This is a genomic window from Micromonospora sp. USAFONa4 (genome assembly GCF_057197825.1).
On sequence record NZ_CM170072.1, the window covers coordinates 2,214,753 to 2,235,640 of the forward strand.

Genomic DNA, 20,888 nt, shown 5'->3' on the forward strand with positions numbered 1-20,888 from the left:
CCGGCTCCGCAGATGTCAACGCCCATCGATGCGAGCCGGCTCGTGCCGCGGGCGGCGCAGCACCGCCTGCTCCCCCGCCGACCAGGCGGTGGTGGTGACCAGGTAGATCACCGCGGCCAGCGGCAGCACCAGCGCCACCAGCACCGTCGTGTACGGCAGCAGCGGCAGCAGCCGGCCGAGCACCGCCGCGCCGGGCCCCTCGGTCGGCGTACCGGCCACCGTTCCCGTCGCCGCCGCCGCGCGCCGCATCCGCCGCGACGTCCACCAGGCGAGCCCGAGCAGGGCCGCCAGCAGGGCGCCGAACAGCGGCAGCGCGCCGCCGACCAGCCCGTCGCCGAGGTGGTGACCCAGCGGCACACCGGCCAGGCGCTCGGCCAGCAGCCCGGTGCCGCCCTCGGCGGTGGTGAAGAGCCGGTACATCACCAGCAGGAACGGGGCCTGGAGCAGCAGCGGCAGGCAGCCGGCCACCGGGCTGGCGCCGTTGGCCCGGTAGAGCGCGAACAGTTCGCCCTGCAACCGGGTGGGCTCGTCCGCGTACCGCCGCTGAAGCTCGCGGACCTCGGGGGCGAGCGCCGCGCGACGCCGCTCCCCGCGGACCTGCATGAGGGTGAGCGGCGAGATCAGCAACCGGACGACGACGGTGAGGGCGACGATGGCGGCGGCCGTGGCCGCGTCGCCGGCCAACGGTTCCAGCAGGGTGGTGAACCAGGTGAGCGCGCGGCCGGCAGCGCCGACGGCGTCGTGCAGAGGTGCGAAGGCGAGCATGGGTGACCCCTCGGTCGATTCCGGGTGCCGGTCCGGCGGGAAGGCGGGTCGCCGGACGGGCGGATGGCGGCGGAATCAGCCGCGCGGCGGTGCTACGCGGCCGAGGGGAACGGCCCGGGCGCGCGGGGACGGGGACGCCCGGCGGCGTCCGGGTCGACCTGCCGCGGCACCCGGCGGCGGCGGGCCCGGGCCCGCAGGGCGGCGGCGCGGCCGGCCCGGGGCGTGTCGACGACGCCGGCCGCGTGCGCCGCGAGCGCGACGGCGAGCAGCGCCACCGCGGCGAGCGCGGCCCCGGCGAGCAACCCGGCCGGGCGGTCGGCGAGCAGGGTCAGGTGGGCGAGGGCGTACGCCCACGTCCCCAGCACGATCCCCAGCAGCCCCGGCACGCCGACCAGCCTAGGACCCGCTGTCACGCCACCCGGCCCGTTCGCGCGACAAGCCTCGCCGCACCGGCCCTGACCTGCGCTTATACGACAGGTCCGGGGTGGACGGAGGCGCGGCGGAGGTGGTACGACTTGGTGCGTCGACAGCCAACGTCGGTATGTCGTCCTTTTCGGTCGCCGGTGTGCCTCCGCGTCGTCGGGCATGCCGCGCCGACCCGGGCGATGGGAGCGGGCCCTCCCGGTACACCGTCGGCACCGGGCGCCCGCCCCGGCCGACGGGCCGCCTCGACGAGGTGGCGGGCCATCGTTAGGAGCCGCCGTGCCCCACAACCGAATCCGCTCCAGGCACCAGCCCTTCGAGATCGCCATCATGGCGACCGCCCCGGTCTGCGGGGTCCTCCTGATCGTCCTCGACGTCCGGCCGCAGTCGGTGGAGATGGCGATGCCGGGGCCCATCCAGGCGGGGTGGGAGTCGGGCCTCATCGTGGCCGGCGTCGCCGGGCTGCTGGGCGTGCTCTGGCCGGGCCGGCTCTCCACCGGCCTCGGGATCGAACTCGCGTCGGTGCTCATGCTGGGCACGATCACCGGCATGTACGCCGTCGCCCTGGCGGTGGTCACCGGCCCGCAGGGGGTCGCGGCGATGTCGTTCGTCGTCGCGGTGGCCGCCGGCTCCGGGTGGCGCGCCGTCCAGATCGCGCTCGACCTGCGCCGGCTCACCCGGGCCGGCCAGGCCGCCCAGCTCGCCGGGGTGGCCGTCGGTGGCACCTTCTCCGCCAGGGGTGGGACGTGACCACCTCGGCACCGTCCGCCCCGCACTGGGTGCAGGTCCTGCTCTCCGTCCTCGGCGTGCTCGGGGGCACCGGCGGCCTCGCCGTCATCGCCACCGTCATCGTGCAGCGGGGCAAGTTCAAGGCGGACGCCGCCGACACCCTCACCGACGCCGCCCTCACGCTGGTGCAGCCGCTGCGCACCCGGGTCGCCGAGCTGGAGGAGGCCGCGCTGCTCGCCCGGGCGCAGCTCGACTCGGCGCGCGAGCAGGAACGGCAGCTGCGGGCGACGGTCTGGGACCTGCGCCGGACGCTGGAGCGGTGGCGGGAGGCCATCCTGGCCCCGGACGCCACGCTGCGCCGCGTCCGCGCCCTGGTGCGCGACGGCGAGGACCGCGGGCCACGATGACCCGCGGGTGGCGCGCGGCGTGATCCCCTCGCCCGCGCGCGGCGGGCGACACGCCCGGGCCGCGTTTCTCCGCCTCCGCACGGTGGGTAACCACTGACCGACCCGGCGCGGACGGACCGCTGCCGGGCGTGAACGGACGGTGGTGACGATGACCGGCCAGGTGGCGGAGGCTCCGAGCGGTACGGCCGAGGGGACCGACCTGCTCACGGTGGGTGTCGAGGAGGAGTTCCTGCTCGTCGACCCGCACACCGGGGCCGCGGTGCCCGCTGTCGACCTCGTCATGGAGCAGGTGCCGCCCGAGCTGCGCGGTCAGGTGGAGCGGGAGTTCCAGACCAGCCAGATCGAGATCGGCAGCCCGCCCGGCCTGGAACTCTCCTCGATCCGGCACTCCCTCGGCGTGCTGCGGGCCGCGCTCGCCGACGCGGCCGAGCGGGCCGGCGTACGGCTGCTCGCCATCGGCACCGGTCCGGTCGACGGTCCGGTGCCCCCGGTGGTCGACAAGCCCCGCTTCGACCGGATGATCGAGCGGTTCCGCCTGCTGGTCCCCGGCCCCGGCAACAACGGCATGCACGTGCACGTCGGGGTGCCCGACCCGGAGACCGGCGCGCAGGTGCTCAACCACGTCCGGCCCTGGCTGCCGGTGCTGCAAGCGGTCACCACCAACTCCCCCTTCGCCAGGGGCGAGGACACCGGGTACGCGAGCTGGCGGTCGGTGGAGTGGGAGCGCTGGCCGTCGGTGGCGCCCACCCCGTACCTGGAGTCCCACGAGCACTACGAACGGCTGATCCGGCAGCTCATCGCCAGCGGCGTGATGCTCGACGAGGGGATGCTCTACTGGTACGCCCGCCTGTCGGCCAAGTACCCGACGGTGGAGATCCGCATCGGCGACGTCTGCCCGTCGGTGGACGACGCGGTGCTCGTCGCCGCGCTGGTCCGGGCCATGGTGGCGACCGCGATGGACGACATCGCCGCCGGGCGGCCGGCCCTGCGTACCGACCACCACCTGCTGGTCGCCGCGCACTGGCGGGCGGCCCACGACGGGCTGGAGGGGGACGGCGTCGACCTGACCGACGGCGAGCTGCGGCCGGCCTGGGAGCTGTTCGACCAGCTGATCGAGCGGCTGCGCCCGGCGCTGGAACGGCACGGCGACCTCGACGAGGTGACCGGGCTCGTCGCGGGGCTGCGCCGGCACGGCACCGGGGCGGCCCGGCAGCGCGCCGTCTTCGGGCGTACCGGCAGGCTCGTGGACGTGGTGGAGGACGTCGCGCGGCAGACCCGTGGCGCGGGCCGCTCGTGACAGGATGGTGAACGTGGCGCAACGGCTGATCGTCATCGGTGGGGACGCCGCGGGAATGGCGGCGGCGTCGCAGGCGCGACGCCGGCGGGACCGCGGCGACCTGGAGATCGTCGCCTTCGAGCGGGGGCACTTCACGTCGTACTCGGCGTGCGGCATTCCGTACTGGATCAGCGGGCTGGTGCCCGAACGGGACCAGTTGATCGCCCGCGACCCGGAGACGTTCCGGGAGAAGTTCGACATCGACGTCCGGCTCCGCCACGAGGTGACCGCCATCGACCTCGACCGGCGCGAGGTCACCGCCCGGGACCTCGACGGCGGCGGCGAGGTCCGGGAGCGTTTCGACACCCTGATGTACGCCACCGGGGCGGTGCCCAAGAAGCCCGGCTGGGCGGACACCGACGCCGGCGGGGTCTTCGGGATGCAGACCCTCGACGACGGCGCCGCGCTGCGCGACTGGTTGGACGCCGAGCCCCGGCCGCGCCGGGCGGTGGTGATCGGCGGCGGCTACATCGGCGTGGAGATGGCCGAGGCGCTGATCCAGCGCGGGCTCGCCGTCACCCTGGTCGAGCAGGCCGAGCAGCCGATGGCCACCGTGGACCCGGACATGGCCGAGCTGGTCACGGACGCGATGCGGGGCATCGGCGTCACCATCCGCACCGGCCTCGGCGTGACCGGCCTGGAGGAGACCGACGGCCGGGTGTCCGCGGTGGTCACCGCCGAGGGGCCCATCCCCGCCGACGTGGTCGTCCTCGGTCTGGGCGTACGCCCCAACACCGCGCTCGCGGAGGCGGCCGGGCTGCCGCTGGGCACCACCGGCGGGATCCGGGTGGACCGCAGGATGCGGGTGCAGGGGGTGCCGGACGTGTGGGCCGCCGGCGACTGCGTGGAGACCGTGCACCGGGTCACCGGGCTGCCCGTGCACGTGCCGCTGGGCACCCACGCCAACAAGCAGGGCCGGGTCGCCGGCATCAACATCGGCGGCGGGTACGCCACCTTCGCCGGGGTGATCGGCACCGCCGTCACGAAGGTCTGTGAGCTGGAGGTCGGGCGCACCGGGTTGCGCGAGAAGGACGCCGCGGCGGCGGGGTTCGAGTTCGTCTCGGTGATCGCCGAGTCGACCAACCGCGCCGGCTACTACCCGGGCGCCCGGTCGATGACGGTGAAGCTGATCGCGGAGAAGCCCAGCGGGCGGCTGCTCGGGGCGCAGATCGTGGGCTGGTCCGAGGCGGCCAAGCGGATCGACACCCTCGCGGTGGCACTGTGGAACGGCATGACGGTGGACGACATGACCGCGCTCGACCTGGGCTACGCCCCGCCGTACGCCCCGGTCTGGGATCCGGTGCTGATCGCCGCCCGCAAGGCCGTCGACGCCCTGGCCGCCGTCGGCCGCTGAGCGTCAGGTGTGAGGAAGGGCCCCTTCCTGTCGCGTACGCGGTAGGAAGGGGCCCTTCCTCGCGTGCGGCTGTCGGGGGTGGGGGTTAGCGTGTGCCCGCTCGCGCCCCACCGGTCACGCCAGGCCGGTCGCTGACCCCCCTCGGAGGCCCCCCATGCCGCAGGAGACGACCTACCTCGAACTGTCCGAAGCGGATGGTGCGCACAAGTTCTACGAGGTCGTCGTCGACGACGCCGCGCTGACCGTCCGCTACGGCCGGATCGGCGACCAGGGCCAGGTCAAGACCACGGCCTACGCCGACAACGCCAAGGCCCGCGCGGCGGCGGCGAAGAAGATCGGCGAGAAGGTCCGCAAGGGGTACGCCCCGGCCGTGCGCGGCGTGCGGCAGAAGCGCGCCGTCTCCCGGCGGCAGATCGTCAGCACCCGCTCGACCGCCCGCACCGCCCCGGTGCTGTGGCGTTACGACTCCGGCGCCCCCGCCTTCGGCATCTTCGTCGACGGGCAGAGCTGCATGGTCGGCAACGAGCGCGGGGTCATCACCACGCTCGGCCACGACGCCCGGGTGCTCGACCAGGTCCGCCTCCCCGACGGGGTGAAGTGCATCGTCGCCGACGACGCCTGGATCTACGCGGGCTGCGACGACGGCAACGTCTACGACCTGTCCGGCAAGGTGCCCCGGGTGGCCTACGAGATCGCGCCGGAGATCGACATCTACTGGCTGGACATCCACGACGGGGTGCTGGGCGTCTCCGACGCGGGCGGCGGCATCGTCGCCGTCGACCACGAGGACGAGTTCCTCTGGCGCCGGCAGGGTCGCGGCCGGTCGGCGTGGATGGTGCGCTGCGACGCCGACGCGCTCTACCACGGCCACTCCCAGGGGGTGACCAGCTACGACTGGCGGACGGGCCAGGAGCGGTGGCACACCCGTACCGGATCGGTGCTCTTCGGTTGGCAGGAGCGCGACGCGGTCTTCGCGGGCACCGGCACCCGGGAGGTGGTGCGGCTGGCGAAGGACGGTCGCGCCGAGCGCACCTACCGCTGCGACGCCCCGGTCTTCTCCTGCGCCACGGCCGAGGGCGGCCGGTTCGTCTTCGCCGGCGACAGCCAGTCCTCGATCTACTGCTTCGACGCGGCCGGCAACCGGCTGTGGAAGCTCGGCACCGGCTGCGGCTCGGCCTACTCGATGCAGTACCACGAGGATCGGCTCTACGTCGTCACCACCAGCGGCCACCTGGCCTGCATCGACGCCAGCGAGCCGGCGATCCGGGCGGCGGAGGCCGGCAGCGTGCCAGAGGTGGTCGACGTCAAGGCCCCGCCCCGGATGCCGGAGCCGGCGGCCTGGACGACGGTCGAGGTGACCAGCGACGTCGACGGCGGCGTGGTCGTGCAGTGCGTCGAGGACCGGGGCCGGCTGCGGGTGCACGTGGTCTCCCCCGGCTACCACCGGGACTGGTCCGTGCAGTTCCCGAAGGGCATCCGCGAGCCGGGCGCACGCTACCTGGTCACCCAGGTCCGCGAGTCCGGCCGGGGCGGCTTCTACCGCGCCCACGGCGACATCCGCCGCCTCCGCTGACCGCGCTCCCTCCCCCGCTCCTCCCCTCCGCCGCCCGCCTCTTCCCCGACGCGGTGATCAAGAGGTTTGCGTCCGGTTCGATCTCCGTTGCGGACCAGGACCTCTTGATCACCACCACCGGCGGTGGGCGGGGAATCGATGGTGCGGGGTGGGCGGGCGCTGGTGAAGGATGGCCGGGTGGATTCCGGACTCCTGATCCCCGACGGGCTGGGCTGGGTGCGGGGCACGCCGGCCGGGCGGGAGTGGCTGGCGGTGCTGCCGGAGCGCTTGGCCGCCTGCGCCGAGCGCTGGTCGCTGCGGCTCGGGCCGCCCTTCCCGTACGCCTTCGCCTCGCTGGCCCTGCCGGCGGAGCTGCCCGACGGCACCCCGGCGGTGCTGAAACTCCAGTACCCGGACCCCGACAGCGTCCACGAGGCGACGGCACTGGAGCGCTGGGCCGGGGTGGGGGCGGCCCGGTTGCTCGCCCACGACCCGCAGCGGCGGGCGCTGCTGGTCGAGCGGTGCCTACCCGGCACGCCGCTGCACACCCTGCCCGCCGACGCGGCGCTGGACGCGGCGGTCGGGCTGCTGCCCCGGCTGTGGCAACCGGCCGGTGCGCCGTTCACCCCACTCGCCGAGGAGGCCGCCGGCTGGCGGGAACGGATGCCGGCCAACTGGGAGCGGGCCGGGCGGCCGTACGAGCGGCGGCTGATCGACACGGCGCTCGGGCTGCTGGCCGACCTCGTCGACAGCCAGGGCGAGCAGGTGCTGGTCAACCAGGACCTGCACGCCGGCAACATGCTGCGGGCGACCCGGGAGCCGTGGCTGGTCATCGACCCGAAGCCGCTGACCGGTGAGCGCGAGTTCGGGGTGGTGCCGCTGGTGCGCGGCGCGGAGCTGGGGCACTCGCCGGACGCCGTCCGGCACCGGCTGGACCGGCTCAGCGCGGAGCTGGGCCTGGACCGGGAGCGGGTGTGGGGCTGGACGATCGGGCAGACGGTGGCCTGGAGCATCGGCGAGGGGCAGGTCTTCCCCAACCAGGTCGAGGTGGTCCGCTGGCTGCTCGACGGGGCCTGAACCTGGACGAGCCCGGCGATGCCGGTCCCTGCCGTCCTCGGTCGGACCCCGGCCATGGCGCGGCCACTGCCATCCGTCCCTGTCGAGCTGCCCGCACAGACGGGGCAGCTCGACAGGAGCGCAACCACCACCAGCCGCCACCCACCAGAGCCGCCCGCACGGACGGGGCAGCTCGACAGAGGTGCCGCGAAGCGTGCGACAGCGGGCGGAGCGGTCAGGACGGTTGGCAGGTGGGGCACCAGTAGAGGTTGCGGCCGGCCAGTGCGCCCCGACTGACCGGCGTGGCGCAGACGTGGCAGGGGTCGCCGGGGCGGCGGTAGACGTACACCTCGCCGCCGTGCCGGTCGACGCGGGCGGGGCGACCCATCGCCTCGGGCAGGTGCGCGTCGCGGACGGTGTCGATGCGGCCGCGGCCGACGGCGAGCCGCATCAGCGCCACCAGGTCGGCCCAGAGCGCGTCCCAGCCGGCGCGGGTCAGCCGCCGGCCCGGCAGCGTCGGCGGCAGTCCGGCCCGGAACAGCGCCTCGGTGACGAAGATCAGCCCGGTGCCGGCCACCACCGACTGGTCGAGCAGCAGCGCGGCCAGCGGCGTGAGGCTGCGGGAGATCCGGGCGTACGCCCGCTCGGGGTCCGCGTCGGCGCGCAGCGGGTCGGGGCCGAGCCGGGCCCGCAGCGCCGCCACCTCGGGCGGGGTGAGCAGCTCGCAGGCGGTGGGGCCGCGCAGGTCGAGCCAGTGCCGGTCGCTGGTCAGCCGCAACCGCACCTGGCCGACCGGCTCCGGCGGCTCCCCGACGCCGTCGGCGAACTTCCCGTAGAGCCCGAGGTGCACGTGCAGGGTCAGCTCGCCCGCGTGGTGGTGCAGCAGGTGCTTGCCGTACGCCTCGGTGGCCTCCAGGACGGTGCCGGAGAGGCGGGCCGCGCCCTCGGCGAAGCGGCCCTGCGGGCTGGCGGCGTGCAGCTTGTCCCCGCCGAACAGCTCGGCGTGCCGCGCCGCCAGGCGGTGGATGGTGTGTCCCTCTGGCACGGGTGCCAAGGATACGTGCGGCTCGCGGGACCGCTGACCGAGGCGTGCTGCGGGTGCTCGCGCCCCACCCGGTCGGTCGGCGGGGCCGGACGGAGGCGCGGAGGAATTCGTCGACTTCTAATAGATACGGCCTGCCCCGGCGTGGGGTGCCGCCCGCCTGCCGGGCGGCGCCCCCTCGTTTCGGTCGACCCGCTGCCGGGAAGAGGTCCGGACAGGCCGACACAGGGAGGCACCACGATGGATCACCGCACCCCACGGCGCCCTGCCACCAGACTGCGGCGATCCACCGCCCTCGGTGTGTCGTTGCTCGGTGCCATCGGCCTCGGCGGTGGCTGCACCGCCCCGGCCGACGATCAGGGTCAGAGCCCGGCACCCACCCCTTCGGCGACCGCGTCGACGCCCACCGCCACGACTCCGCCGCCCTCGCCCAGTGGGAAGGCGCCGGTGACCATTCCCACCTCGGCCTTCCTCGAACTGCCGCCGGAGCATCGGAAGTCGCCCCGGACGACGACGCCCGTCGCGAACGCCCTACCCAGGCTGTGCGGCGAGGAGTTCGGCACCGGCGGTCGGGCGGTGACCGCGAGCGCCTCGATGCTGAACGTCTACAAGCAGATCGAGGACCCGCCCGAGAACGTGCCGTACGGCACGGTCACGCAGACCATCTTCACCTTCGAGGGCGAGGGCGCCTCGGACTACCTGCGGCGGGTGCGCGGCTCGCTCGACTCGTGCCAGTCCTTCCGCCGGTCGGGGGCCACCGTCGAGGTCCGGACCCGCCCGCTGCCCGGCGTCGGCGACGAGGCCCTGCTCGTGACCCAGACCTGGCCGCAGACGGACCTGCAGGGCGACCGCAATGGCGGCGACGCGGTCAGCCAGATCGCCGTGATCCGTGTCGACGACGCCACGACGGTGCTCCACGACCAGGGCTGGGAGGGCACCAGCGGCAGCCCGGACCTCATGGACGACTTCGCCCGCACCGCCGTCCGCGCCCTCGACACGTGGCAGCGGTAGGACGCCGCGCCCGGCTGCACGCGTGGACCGGAACGTCCTCCGCACCGACCCGGCCCCCCGCCGCGCGCGCCCGGTGTCGCGGAACGACCGCCTGGGTATTGCAGAGGCGTACCGCGTGGGCGGCAGTCGTTGCATCGGCCACCACGCATTCACGAGGAGGTGTGTGTGGTGAAGATTCCCTCGCTGTCCCGCAGGTCGGAAGAGGCGCCGACACGGGACGAGAACCTCGACGGCCGCGTCGACGACCGTGACGCTCCCGCCGGCACCGGCCGGGACGGCGTACCGCGGGCCGACGCGGACGGCGGCAGCGGGCCCAGCCGTCCGGTGGTCACCGACCGCGACGGCGAGCAGACGACGTACCGCAGCAGCGCCGCGCCCGACGGCGCCGGGCGGGACGGCGCCGCCGAGCGGCGGGCGGCCGAGCGGGCGGCAGTCGCCCGGGCGGCCACGGCCCGGCCCACCGACGACGACCACCGACGCGTCCCCCGGACCACCGAGCCCGACCCGACCCTCGAACGGACCCTCGACGGTCGGACGACCGATCTGGACCGGAACGCGGCGCTGGGCGCCCGGACGGACCGGGACCGCGCGCTCGACAGGGACACGGTGGAGCGGCCCGTCGACCGGGACCGCACCGTGGAGCGGCCCGTCGACCGCGACGGCGACGGCGTTCCCGACCGCGAGCCGGAGCGGGCGGTGGTCGCCGGCCCGAAGCCCCGGGCCAGCGTCCTCGCCACGCTGGGGCTGATCGTCGGCGTGGCCGGGGCGCTCTTCGTGCTCACCGGCAGCCTCGCCGGGTACGGCATCGCCCTCGGCGCCCTCGGCGCGGTCCTCGCGGTGCTGGGCCTGATGGCCACCCGTCGCCGGCACATCGCCGGCAAGACCGACGCGCTGCTCGGCATCGCGCTGGGCCTCGGCGCGGTGGTGCTCGGCGTGCTGGCGATGACCGGCCAGTTCGACTGGCCGACCACCGACGGGGACTGGGTGCAGCGGTTCCGCGAGTGGCTTGACTCACAGTTTGTGGACCGCTTCTAGCGGGCACTGTCCGGCTCGCCGGCGGTGCGCCGGCAGCGCCGGTGGTTCACCGGCGACGCCCGACCAGCCTGGTGGTTCACCAGCCGGGCAACCCTTTTTCGGGGGCGGCGGTTCGCCGCCCCCGAAGTGTTTGCCGGGCCCGCCTTCCGGTCGCGCACACCGACAGGGCTCGATACGCAACGAACCATCGTCCAGCACTCCCCAGACGCAACGTTTCGTCGGCCTGCGCAACTTCCAGCGGTGGATTCCACCATCGACGGCGCATAACGTTGAGCAACGGCGCCAGCCCGTGGGCCGAAGGTGGCCGGGCGCGCCCGACCCCTGGGAGCAGGACAATGACGATGGACGCCACCAGCCAGCGCTTCCTGATGTGCCGGCCGACGTACTTCGCCGTCGACTACGCCATCAACCCGTGGATGGACCCGACCGCGCCGGTCGACGCCGACCTCGCCGTTCGGCAGTGGGAGCAGCTGCGCCAGACCTACCGGGACCTGGGTCACACCGTCGAGGAGATCGCTCCGGTGCCCGGCCTGCCCGACATGGTGTTCGCCGCCAACGGCGGCACGGTGATCGACGGCAAGGCCATGGCCGTGCAGTTCCGCGACCCGCAGCGCGCCGACGAGGCCCCCGCCTACCACGCCTGGTTCGAGGCCGCCGGCTTCGAGATGCACGACCCGAAGCACGTCAACGAGGGCGAGGGCGACATCCTGCTGGCTGGCGACTTCCTGCTGGCCGGCACCGGCTTCCGCACCGCGCACGCCTCGCACGCGCAGCTCCAGGAGGTCTTCGGCTACCCCGTGGTGACCATGCAGCTGGTCGACCCGCGCTTCTACCACCTGGACACCGCGCTCACCGTGCTCGACGAGCGGACGGTGGCGTACCTGCCGGAGGCGTTCTCGCCGGGCAGCCGGGCGGTGCTGCGCCGGCTCTTCCCCGACGCGGTGCACGCCACCCTCGCCGACGCCGAGGTCTTCGGGCTGAACGCGGTCAGCGACGGCCGGCACGTGGTGCTGCCGGAGCAGGCCACCGGCCTGGCCGCGAAGCTGCGCGACCGGGGCTACGAGACGATCGGTGTCGACCTCTCCGAGCTGCGCAAGGCCGGCGGCGGACCGAAGTGCTGCACGTTGCGACTCCGTCAGGGAAAGGCGAGCCAGTGATCGACGACATGCTGCGGACGCCGGAGGCGATCCGCGACGCGGAGCGGTGGACCGCGCACAACTACCACCCGCTGCCGGTGGTCATCTCCTCCGCCGAGGGCTCCTGGCTGACCGACGTGGACGGCCGCCGCTACCTCGACTGCCTGGCCGGCTACTCGGCGCTGAACTTCGGCCACCGCCACCCGGCGCTGATCGCCGCCGCGCACGCGCAGCTCGACCGGCTGACGCTCACCAGCCGGGCCTTCGTCCACGACCAGTTCGCCGACTTCTGCCGGGAGCTGGCCGAGCTGTGCCGCAAGGACCTCGTGCTGCCGATGAACACCGGCGCCGAGGCCGTGGAGACCGGCATCAAGGTCGCCCGCAAGTGGGGCTACCAGGTCAAGGGCGTCGCGCCGGGGCAGGCCAACATCGTGGTGGCCGAGGGGAACTTCCACGGCCGGACGACCACCATCGTCAGCTTCTCCACCGACGAGGACGCGCGGGCCGACTTCGGGCCGTACACCCCGGGCTTCACGGTCGTCCCCTACGGCGACCTGGCGGCGCTGACCGCCGCCATCGACGAGAACACCGTCGCGGTGCTGATCGAGCCGATCCAGGGCGAGCAGGGCGTCGTCGTGCCGCCGGCGGGCTACCTGCCGGGCGTACGCCGGGTCTGCACCGAGCAGAACGTGCTCTTCATCGCCGACGAGATCCAGTCCGGCCTCGGCCGGACCGGGGACACCTTCGCCTGCGACCACGAGGGCGTCACGCCCGACATGTACCTGCTGGGCAAGGCCCTCGGCGGCGGCATCGTGCCGGTCTCCGCAGTGGCCGCGAACGCCGACGTGCTCGGCGTGCTCAGGCCGGGCCAGCACGGCTCCACCTTCGGCGGCAACCCGCTGGCCTGCGCCGTCGCGACCGAGGTCGTCCGGCTACTGGCCACCGGCGAGTTCCAGCGCCGCTCGACCGAGCTGGGCGCCCGGCTGCACGCCGGCCTCCGGTCGCTGGTCGGCAGGGGCCTCGTCGCGGTGCGGGGGCGGGGCCTGTGGGCCGGCCTCGACATCGACCCGGCGCTGATGAGCGGCCGGGAGGCGTGCGAGCGGCTCGCCGAGCGCGGGGTGCTCGCCAAGGACACCCACGGCGCCACCATCCGGCTCGCCCCGCCGCTGGTGATCACCGAGGAGGAGATCGACCACGCGGTCGCCCAGCTCGCCGCGGTGCTGGCCGGCTGAGCCCCGTACGACACGGGCGGGCGTCGGGACCACGGTCCCGGCGCCCGCCGTCGTCTCCCGGCGGCTCAGCGGGGCAGGCGCATCGCCATCGTGGGTGCCTCGGCCATGACCGACGTGGGCGTGTAGGGGGCGCCGGTGGGAAGCTCGTCGGGCCGGCCGATCTGCACCCCGGGGTAGAGCTCCACCATGTCGCCCTCGGCCAGCACCCGGGACTGCTGCGGCGCCAGCGGGACCCGGTCGGGCTCCGCCATCGACCCGCCCGGGCGGATGCCCGAGCCGTTGGTGCTCACGTCGGTCACGATCACCTCGCCGACCCGCAGCTCGAACCGGACGTGGCTGCGGCTGATCCAGCGGCGCGCCTCGTCGTTGAGCCACTGCCCGAGCGTGATCCCGCCGGCCTGGTCGGGGGCGCGGCCGACCACCGCCGGCTCGTCCTCGGTGAGCACGAAGCGTCGGCGGATCAGCCCACCCACCCGCACGGCCAGGACGGCGCTCCGCGGTCGCGGACCGGCGTCGCCGAGCCGGGTGCCGTGCCGGGGGCAGGTCGGCACGCCGCCGCGCAGCGTGGGCGGCGGCTGGCCGGCCGGGCTGCGCTCCACCACCCGGGACAGGTCGGCGAAGGCCCCGCCGCCCCCACCACCGCCGAAGAGCGCGCAACCGGGCTCCGCGCAGCGCCAGCGCCGGGCGAGCAGCTTCACGCCGGCCGGTGACCGGTCACCGGCGACGGGCGTGTGCCCGCCGCCGACGTGGGCGACGAAGGCCGGCCCGCCGGCGCCGGGCACCGGGGCGAGCACCCGGCCGGCCTGCTCGACCAGCCACGGGTAGCGCCCGCGCAGGCCGTCGGCCCGCACCCGGGTGAGCACGGGCAGCCCGAGCAGGTCCGCCACCTCCAGCATCCGGTCGCCCGGGTTGTCGAGCACCTCGACCAGCCCGTCGTCGGCCCACCGGCGGACCACCATGCGCTCGTTGGAGGTGAGGTCGGCGTCGGAGAGCAGGGCCCGGTGGACCACCGCGTAGACCGGGACGCTGTCCTCCTCCATCTCCCGGGCGAGGGCGTCGATCACCATGCCGAGGCGGAGCAGGCTCGCCGGCCGGCCGCCGTCGAGGTCCTGGTAGCGGATCACCTCGGCCAGGTCGACTACGGCCCGGGCCAGCGACGGGTCGGTGCTGACCCGGCCCTCGATGGCGTCCAGCACCTTGCTGATCTCGAATCTCATCCGACGCTCCCCACGATCTCGTCGATCCGCCGAGCCAGTTCCAGGTCACGCCGCGTGACCCCGCCCGCCGAGTGCGTGACGCACCGGAAGGTCAGGGTTCGCCAGCGGATGTCGATGTCGGGGTGGTGGTCCAGTTCCTCCGCCGTCACGGCGACCCGGTCGACCACCACGATGGCCTCCGGGAAGCTGGCCAGCTCCACGGTGCGGGTGATCCCGGCGGGGTCTCCCGACCAGCCCGCCAGCCCACCCAGCTCGTCTCGCACCGCCTCGGCGGTGAGCACGTCTGCCATGGGGAGACCCTACCGGGACCGGTCGCGACGACGCCGACCAGCGGCGGGAGGTGTGGTCCGCCCCGGCGGCGCGGCGGCCCGGGGACCGCCACGGCATAGATGAGCGGCTGTGGACCGGCGGGGTTAGGCTGACCGGCGGCCCGGCCGGGCCCGCGACCGGCGTCGCCCCCGGCCCACCCTGCGTGAGGAGATTTCCACGATGAACACTCGACGGCTGGCGACCACGGGGGTCGCGCTCGTCGCCGCCCTCGCCCTCGGTCTCACCGGGTGCGGTACGGGGACGGACACGGCTGCTCCGGCCGGCGACGGTGGCACCACCGGCGCGGCACCGGCCAGCAGCGCCCCCGCCGACGCCCGCGCCGAGCTGGCCGCCGCCGCGAAGAAGCTGAACCAGCAGACCGTCAAGATGCAGCTCACGTCGCCGGTCATCAACGGCAGCGGCGTGATGGACCCGGCCACCAAGACCGGCGACATGACGCTGAAGATGGGCGCCGAGGGCACCTTCCGGATCCTGATGCTCGGCAACGACGTCTACCTGAAGGTCACCGGCATGCAGGGGATGCCGAAGAAGTGGATGCACATGGACGCCACCAAGCTCGGCAAGAGCGGCCAGCTCAACCTGATGCCCGACGGCGACCCGGGCGGCGCGAAGCAGATGGTCGACAGCGTGGTGGACGTCGAGAGCACCGCCCCGGGCAGCTACTCCGGCACCCTCGACTACACCCGCACCAAGCCCGATGACAAGGCCATCCAGGCCCTCGGTGACAAGGCCAAGGCCGTCCCGTTCACCGCCAGGGTCGACGACCAGGGCCGGCTCGTCGAGTTCGCCATCGACACCCAGGTGCTGCACGAGTCGCTGGGCACCATGATCACCAACTACTCGGACTTCGGCGCCCCGGTCACCGTCAAGAAGCCCGCCGCGGGCGACACGCAGGAGGCCCCGCAGGAGCTGATCGAGTCCATGGGCTCCTGAGCCCGACCGCACACGGAACGGGGGCGGCGCCGATCGGCGCCGCCCCCGTTCGCGCGTCTCAGCCGCGCAGCGGCCGGCCCACCTCGTGCAGGTGCGCGAGCGCCTGACGGTACGACTCGACCAGCCCCGTCTCGGCGTACGGGATGCCCTGCTCGGCGCAGTAGGCGCGGACGATCGGCCGGGCCCGGCGCAGGTTGGCCCGGGGCATGTTCGGGAACAGATGGTGCTCGATCTGGTAGTTGAGCCCGCCCAGGGCGACGTCGACGAGCCGGCCGCCCCGCACGTTGCGGGAGGTGAGCACCTGCTTACGCAGGAAGTCCAGGTCGTCGTCGGCGGTGGGCATCGGCATGCCCTTGTGGTTGGGGGCGAACGAGCAGCCCATGTAGAAGCCCCACAGCCCCTGGTGGACGGCGACGAAGAGCAGCGCCTTCACCGGCGACATCACCAGCAGCAGGGCACCGAGGTAGCCCACGGCGTGCAGGACCAGCAGCAGCGCCTCGACGCCGCGACGCCGCATCGGGGTGCGGAACCGGCCGTCGGAGTCCCGGCCCACGATCGCCTGCACGCTCGCCACGTGCAGGGCGAGCCCCTCCAGCAGCAGCAACGGGAAGAACAGCCACGCCTGCCGGCGGGCCAGCCGGCGGCCGAACCCGCGCGTCGCGGCGGCCTGCTCGTACGTCCAGACCAGCGCGCCGGCCCCGACGTCGGGATCCTCGTCCTCGTGGTTGGGGTTGGCGTGGTGCCGGTTGTGCTTGTCGACCCACCAGCCGTAGCTGAGCCCGACCGCCAGGTTGCCGGTGAGCAGGCCGATGGCCTCGCTCGGTCCGCGCCGCCGGAACATCTGCCGGTGGCCGGCGTCGTGGCCGAGGAACGCGACCTGGGTGGTGGCGACGGCGAGGAAGACGGCGACCAGGAGCTGCGTCCACGAGTCGCCGACCAGGCCGACGGCCGCCCAGCCCGCCGCGAAGACGCCAAGCGTGAGCACGATCCGGGTCACGTACCGGCCCGGGCGTCGCTCCAGCAGGCCCGCCCCGCTGATCCGCCGGGACAACTGCGCGTAGTCACTGCCCCGCCGTACCGGCGGTTCCGCCACCGCTCCGAGCACCATCGCGGCTCCCGTTCCTCGATCCCGGAGCGCGCCGGCCGGCGCGTTCCCGCTTCCAGTCTCCGGCGAACGGTTGCGCTGAGTAACCCTGCCCACCCCCGGGTCGGAGGTAGGGCGAGCCCTACCCCCGGCACCCGTGACCGGGCCCGGTCAGCCCATCCGGCCGACGGCTGCCCGGAGCCGGGCCAGGTCCCGGCGGCGCCGCTCGTAGGTCGTGGCGAGCCCGATCAGCGCGAACCCGCCGACGGCCAGGAAGATCCAGCGGGGCAGCAGGTCCCAGCCACGGACCAGCTCGTGCAGGGCGAGCAGTGCCAGGGTCACCCCGCCCAGCAGCACCGGCGCCTGCCAGCGGCGGGTCGCCCCGGCGAGCACCGCGGCGAGCGCGGCGACGCCCAGCAGCAGCCGCCGCCACGGCTGGGGGTCCGCAGCCACCAGCACCGACACCAGGCTCGGCAGCAGCCCGGCCGCGAGCCCCGGGCCCAGCGCCAGCCAGCTGTTCAGCCCGGGCCGGGTACGCAGCGCCACCACGCCCGCCACGAGTGCCAGCGCCGCCGCCGGCACCGTGTACGCCTCCAGCACCGCCACGTCGCCGGCGGCCAGCAGCAGCCAGCCGCCGAGCAGCTCACTGCCGCCGGCGATGCCCGCGAAGGCCCACCGCCGGCCCGCCGACTCGCCCCGGGGCAGCACCCGCAGCGCGACGGCGGCGCCCCACAGCACGCAGACCGCCGCCGCGTGGCGCAACGAGCCCACCGCGAGCAGCAGCGCGACCAGCGCCACCGCCTGGGCCGCCGCGTCCAACGCCGCCGCCGTGGCCCGTCCCCGGCGGGCCGGACCGGCCGCGACCTGACCGAGCACCGCCGCGGCGGCCAGGGTGAGTGCCGCGACGGCGAGCACGCTGAACGTGGCCGCCCGTACCGGCAGCCCGCCGGCCAGCGGCGCGACGACCGCGAGGCTGGTCGCGGCGGCCACCGCGACCAGGGCGCCGCCCAGCCGGGCGTCGTCCCGGCGGGCCGCCATCCCGACCACCGCCGCCGCGACGACGAGCACGCCGAGGCCGACGATCGTGCCCGTCCGGGTGGCCAGCAGCCCGAGCAGCCCGGACGCCGCCAGCACCAGACCCACCGGCAACCCGACCGGGGCGAGCAGCGGACGCGGTGCGGCCAGGGCTGCGAGGAGCACCAGGGCCACCCCGCCGAGCAGCGTGCCGACCGGCAGCACCGGCCACGGCACCCCTGCGGCCACCAGCAGCACGGGCAGCGCGGCCGCGGCGAACGGCACCGCGACCAGCGCGGCCCGCCACCAACCGGCGCCGGCCGGCGCGACAGCGCCCGCCGGCAGGACCGCGTCCACGCCGGTGGGGCCGGTCCGCACGACAGCCCGGTCCTGCCGGCCGGCCAGCACCCCGGCCACCGCCAGTACGACCAACGCCAGGCCCACCGGGAGCGCCCCCGGGTCGGCCCGGACCGTGGGCGCCCCGGACCAGGGCGACACCTCGCCGTACGGGGCGACGAGCGCCGTCATCGCCACCGGCAGGGCGGCGGCGGCCGACACCACGAGCAGCCCGATGCCGGCCACCCGCAGCACGACGTCGGAGCGCACCGCACCGCCCAGCGTCGCCAGCAGGACCGCCACGGCGGCGTAGAGCGTCACCGGTTCGTCGGCCGGTACGACCAGCGGCGCCAACCCGACCGCCGTGACCGCCACGGCGACCCCGACGGAGGCGTACGCCCGCAGGTCGGGCCAGTGCCGGCGGACCGCGAGCAGCCCGACGGGCAGCAGCGCGACGGCGGCGAGCGCCGCCCGCGCCTGCCACCAGGCCGGCGCGCCGGCGGCGAGGAGGGCGACGACCGCGCCGGCCGGCACCGCGACCGGCACGACGGCCGACGCCGCTCCGGCCACCCGCCGCTGCACGGCCGTGCCGCGCCGCCCGGCCGCCGCCACGGCGGTCCCGGCGACCAGCACCACCGCGAGCGCCGCACCCGCACCCGCCGGCGCGGCGAGCCCGACGACCAGTCCGTGCCCGAGCAGGAGGGTCCCGGCCACCCCCGCGGCCAGGACCGTCCAGGACCGGACGCCCGGACGCCCCACCGCGACGGCCAGCAGGCCCACCGCCGCCACCAGGTCGAGCGCCACCACCGCGGGCCAGGGCGACGGCCAGCCGGCCGGCACCGCCAGCACGACGACCGCCGCGCCGATCGCGGCCAGCGCCGGCCGGGCCGCCCTCGGCAGCAACAGCCCGAAGGCGGCCACGGTCAGCGCGATCGCCACCGGAAGCTGCCACCCCCCGTCGGCGTCGGGCCCGGCCGCGGCCCCCTGCCACGGCGGCAGCGACCGGCCGGCGGTGGCGCCGGCGAGCGCGACGGCCAGCAGCACGACGAACTGCGCCATCCCACCGGCCACCAGCAGCGCGCCGGCCCGGGGACCGGTCCGCCACCCGGCGGGCAGCAGCCGTACCGCGCCGGCCACCGCCACCACGACCAGCGCCGCGAGCAGCAGCGACAGGTCCAGCTCGGCAATCGGACGGATCACCGCGCCGGCCAGCACCGGCACCAGCAGCGCGGCGGCCACGGCGCGGAACACCGCCCCGCCGGTGAGCAGCGCGGTGCCGAGCAGGGCCAGCGCCACCAGCAGCAGCGGCGCACCGGCCAGCAGCGGAACGCCGGCGGCCCGGCCGAGGGCCAGCGGTACGAGCGCGCAGCACGCGGCCACGAACAGCGCGCCCGCGTGCCCCACCCAGGCGAGGACGCGCCCGGCGAGGACCGCCGGACGCTCGCCGGATGGCGCGGGCGCCACACCGGCCGGGGCGACGGCACCGGCAACCGGGACGCCAACGGTCGGGCCCCCGGCCGCCGGCGTCCCGACGGCACCGGCCGACGGCAGCCCGACGGCACCGGCACCGGCCGCCGGGGCGCTTCGGCGGCGCAGCGCGACCAGCACCGCCAGGTCGAGCAGCGCCACCCCCAGGAAGGTCATCGCCCAGCCGGCGGCGTCCGGCCGGGCGTCGACGACGAGCAGGGGCAGCACCGGCTGCGCGGTCGCCAGGGCCGCGAACCATGGCACAGTCAGTCCGCTGAGCCGGGCGTACCCGGCGGCGACCACCGCGCCGGCCCCCACGACCAGCGCGGCGTACCGGGTGGCGGGCCAGTCCGCCACCCCGACCAGGTCCACCGACCAGGCGGCGTACCCGTCGAGGAGCACCAGCAGCAGCCCCACGGCGGCGAAGGTCTCCGCGGTGCCGCGCAGCCCACGCCGCACCGCCACCAGCGGCGCGGCCAGGGCGAGGGCGGTGAACGCGAACAGGATCAGGGCCCGGCCGGCGACCCCCACCGACGCCCAGGCCACCGCCGTGAAGACCACCGCGGCGGTGCCCAGCAGCAGCCCGCCGAGGACGAAGAGCAGGCCCTGCACCGTACGGGTGGAGGTCTCCGCCCCGCCGACGCCCGCGCCCGCCGTCGCGGGGACCGGAGCGACCGGCCCCCGGCCCGGCCACGCCGGCACCGGGGTCGCGGCCGCCGGGGTCACGCCCGGCACCGGGCGGGTCGGCACCGGGGTCGCGACGGACGCGGGGCGCACCGGTCCCGCGGTCGCGGGCGCCGCCGGGCGCGGGGCGGGGAACTCCGCCCGGACCGCGGCGGCCAGCGCCGCCCGACGCTGCCGGGCCGCGTTCAGCCGGCCGGCGAGTCCCTGGTACGCCGCGCGGGCCCGCTCGACCTCGCCGCCGAGCGCGACGATCTCCCGGTCGAGCCGGACCACCTCGGCGGCGGCCGGGTACGGCGGTCGGCCGCAACCGGAGCAGCCGGAGCCGAGGTCGGCCGGCGCGCCGCAGGCGGGACAGGGGTAACCGGTGTTCTGCACCCGGCCATCATGGTGGCCGGGAGATCACCTGACCAGAGTGCGGGTACTCAGGGCCGGGTGTGCTCGTGCACCCAGACGGCGTAGGCGGGGTCGCCGCACTCCACCCGGGTGACCAGGATCTCCGGCACCTCGTACGGGTGGCTGGCCCGGATCTGCTCCACGAGCGCGGCGGCCCGGTCCGGCGCGGTCTTGAACTGCACCGACCACTCGGTGCTCGTGTCCACCCCGGAACGCCACCAGTAGGTGCTGTCCACCTGGCCGCCCACCTGGGCGCAGGCCGCGAGCCGACCGGCGACGGCCGCCGCCGCCATCACGTCCGCGACCGAGCGGGCGTCCACCACCGTCGTCACCACGCAGATCTGGTCCACCA

The 20,888-nt window shown here is 75.5% G+C and carries 19 protein-coding genes; 11 read left to right on the forward strand and 8 right to left on the reverse strand.

Annotated elements, in window-relative coordinates:
• Positions 1–15 precede the first annotated feature (15 nt).
• Together AC0OO9_RS09235 and AC0OO9_RS09240 are read right to left on the reverse strand one after the other, a co-directional pair.
• Positions 16–765, reverse strand: coding sequence for a YidC/Oxa1 family membrane protein insertase (locus AC0OO9_RS09235; RefSeq protein ID WP_484516949.1), 750 nt, complete (start codon positions 763–765; stop codon positions 16–18).
• 92 nt (positions 766–857) lie between these two features.
• Positions 858–1,151 carry a DUF6412 domain-containing protein gene (locus AC0OO9_RS09240; protein WP_311413083.1) on the reverse strand — a complete coding sequence of 98 codons (294 nt, stop codon included), beginning with the start codon at positions 1,149–1,151 and terminating at the stop codon, positions 858–860.
• Positions 1,152–1,467: 316 nt separating this feature from the next.
• On the opposite strand from AC0OO9_RS09240, the gene AC0OO9_RS09245 reads away from it, so the two are divergent.
• From AC0OO9_RS09245 to AC0OO9_RS09270, 6 genes are all read left to right on the forward strand, one after another.
• The gene (locus tag AC0OO9_RS09245; RefSeq protein WP_484516952.1) at positions 1,468–1,938 is read left to right on the forward strand and encodes a hypothetical protein; all 471 of its coding nucleotides are present in this window, start codon (positions 1,468–1,470) and stop codon (positions 1,936–1,938) included.
• A gap of 38 nt (positions 1,939–1,976) precedes the next feature.
• Positions 1,977–2,324, forward strand: coding sequence for a hypothetical protein (locus tag AC0OO9_RS09250; RefSeq protein ID WP_484517896.1), 348 nt, complete (start codon positions 1,977–1,979; stop codon positions 2,322–2,324).
• Positions 2,325–2,472: 148 nt separating this feature from the next.
• Positions 2,473–3,621 (forward strand): carboxylate-amine ligase, encoded by a 1,149-nt coding sequence (locus AC0OO9_RS09255; protein ID WP_484516954.1) that lies wholly within the window; start codon positions 2,473–2,475, stop codon positions 3,619–3,621.
• A gap of 13 nt (positions 3,622–3,634) precedes the next feature.
• Positions 3,635–5,014: an FAD-dependent oxidoreductase gene (locus AC0OO9_RS09260; RefSeq protein WP_484516956.1), complete on the forward strand. Its 1,380-nt coding sequence runs from the start codon at positions 3,635–3,637 to the stop codon at positions 5,012–5,014.
• Positions 5,015–5,168: 154 nt separating this feature from the next.
• Positions 5,169–6,587: a WGR domain-containing protein gene (locus tag AC0OO9_RS09265; RefSeq protein WP_484516958.1), complete on the forward strand. Its 1,419-nt coding sequence runs from the start codon at positions 5,169–5,171 to the stop codon at positions 6,585–6,587.
• Between the two features lie 177 nt (positions 6,588–6,764).
• Complete coding sequence (locus AC0OO9_RS09270; RefSeq protein ID WP_484516960.1) at positions 6,765–7,643, forward strand: aminoglycoside phosphotransferase family protein; 879 nt, start codon at positions 6,765–6,767, stop codon at positions 7,641–7,643.
• 214 nt (positions 7,644–7,857) lie between these two features.
• Here the strand turns inward: AC0OO9_RS09270 and AC0OO9_RS09275 are convergent, their stop codons facing one another.
• Positions 7,858–8,667, reverse strand: a complete 810-nt coding sequence (locus AC0OO9_RS09275) for an Fpg/Nei family DNA glycosylase (protein ID WP_484516962.1) — start codon at positions 8,665–8,667, stop codon at positions 7,858–7,860.
• 444 nt (positions 8,668–9,111) lie between these two features.
• Between AC0OO9_RS09275 and AC0OO9_RS09280 the strand changes: the two genes are divergently transcribed.
• The 4 genes from AC0OO9_RS09280 to rocD all read left to right on the forward strand — a co-directional run bounded on the left by AC0OO9_RS09280 (position 9,112) and on the right by rocD (position 13,078).
• Positions 9,112–9,675, forward strand: a complete 564-nt coding sequence (locus AC0OO9_RS09280) for a hypothetical protein (RefSeq protein ID WP_484516964.1) — start codon at positions 9,112–9,114, stop codon at positions 9,673–9,675.
• 165 nt (positions 9,676–9,840) lie between these two features.
• Positions 9,841–10,710, forward strand: a complete 870-nt coding sequence (locus tag AC0OO9_RS09285) for a thrombospondin (RefSeq protein ID WP_484516966.1) — start codon at positions 9,841–9,843, stop codon at positions 10,708–10,710.
• Between the two features lie 341 nt (positions 10,711–11,051).
• A complete protein-coding gene (ddaH, locus tag AC0OO9_RS09290; RefSeq protein WP_484517897.1) occupies positions 11,052–11,867 on the forward strand; it encodes a dimethylargininase in 816 nt (271 codons plus the stop codon).
• Positions 11,864–13,078 (forward strand): ornithine--oxo-acid transaminase, encoded by a 1,215-nt coding sequence (gene rocD / locus AC0OO9_RS09295; RefSeq protein ID WP_484516967.1) that lies wholly within the window; start codon positions 11,864–11,866, stop codon positions 13,076–13,078. The genes ddaH and rocD overlap by 4 nt, the downstream gene beginning before the upstream one ends.
• Positions 13,079–13,143: 65 nt before the next feature.
• Here rocD and AC0OO9_RS09300 read toward each other — a convergent pair whose 3' ends face one another.
• Together AC0OO9_RS09300 and AC0OO9_RS09305 are read right to left on the reverse strand one after the other, a co-directional pair.
• Positions 13,144–14,295, reverse strand: coding sequence for an FHA domain-containing protein (locus AC0OO9_RS09300; RefSeq protein WP_421454286.1), 1,152 nt, complete (start codon positions 14,293–14,295; stop codon positions 13,144–13,146).
• The gene (locus tag AC0OO9_RS09305; RefSeq protein ID WP_484516968.1) at positions 14,292–14,585 is read right to left on the reverse strand and encodes a 4a-hydroxytetrahydrobiopterin dehydratase; all 294 of its coding nucleotides are present in this window, start codon (positions 14,583–14,585) and stop codon (positions 14,292–14,294) included. Before AC0OO9_RS09305 ends, AC0OO9_RS09300 begins: the two co-directional genes overlap by 4 nt.
• A 199-nt stretch (positions 14,586–14,784) precedes the next feature.
• Between AC0OO9_RS09305 and AC0OO9_RS09310 the strand changes: the two genes are divergently transcribed.
• Entirely contained in the window at positions 14,785–15,558 is a 774-nt protein-coding gene (locus AC0OO9_RS09310; RefSeq protein ID WP_484516969.1) for a hypothetical protein, read from the forward strand.
• A 58-nt stretch (positions 15,559–15,616) separates the two neighbouring features.
• Here AC0OO9_RS09310 and AC0OO9_RS09315 read toward each other — a convergent pair whose 3' ends face one another.
• From AC0OO9_RS09315 to cutA, 3 genes are all read right to left on the reverse strand, one after another.
• Positions 15,617–16,666, reverse strand: coding sequence for a fatty acid desaturase family protein (locus tag AC0OO9_RS09315; protein WP_484516970.1), 1,050 nt, complete (start codon positions 16,664–16,666; stop codon positions 15,617–15,619).
• Between the two features lie 147 nt (positions 16,667–16,813).
• The gene (locus AC0OO9_RS09320) at positions 16,814–20,518 is read right to left on the reverse strand and encodes an SCO7613 C-terminal domain-containing membrane protein (protein WP_484516971.1); all 3,705 of its coding nucleotides are present in this window, start codon (positions 20,516–20,518) and stop codon (positions 16,814–16,816) included.
• Between the two features lie 47 nt (positions 20,519–20,565).
• Positions 20,566–20,886, reverse strand: a complete 321-nt coding sequence (cutA, locus tag AC0OO9_RS09325) for a divalent-cation tolerance protein CutA (RefSeq protein ID WP_132231134.1) — start codon at positions 20,884–20,886, stop codon at positions 20,566–20,568.
• Positions 20,887–20,888 lie beyond the last annotated feature (2 nt).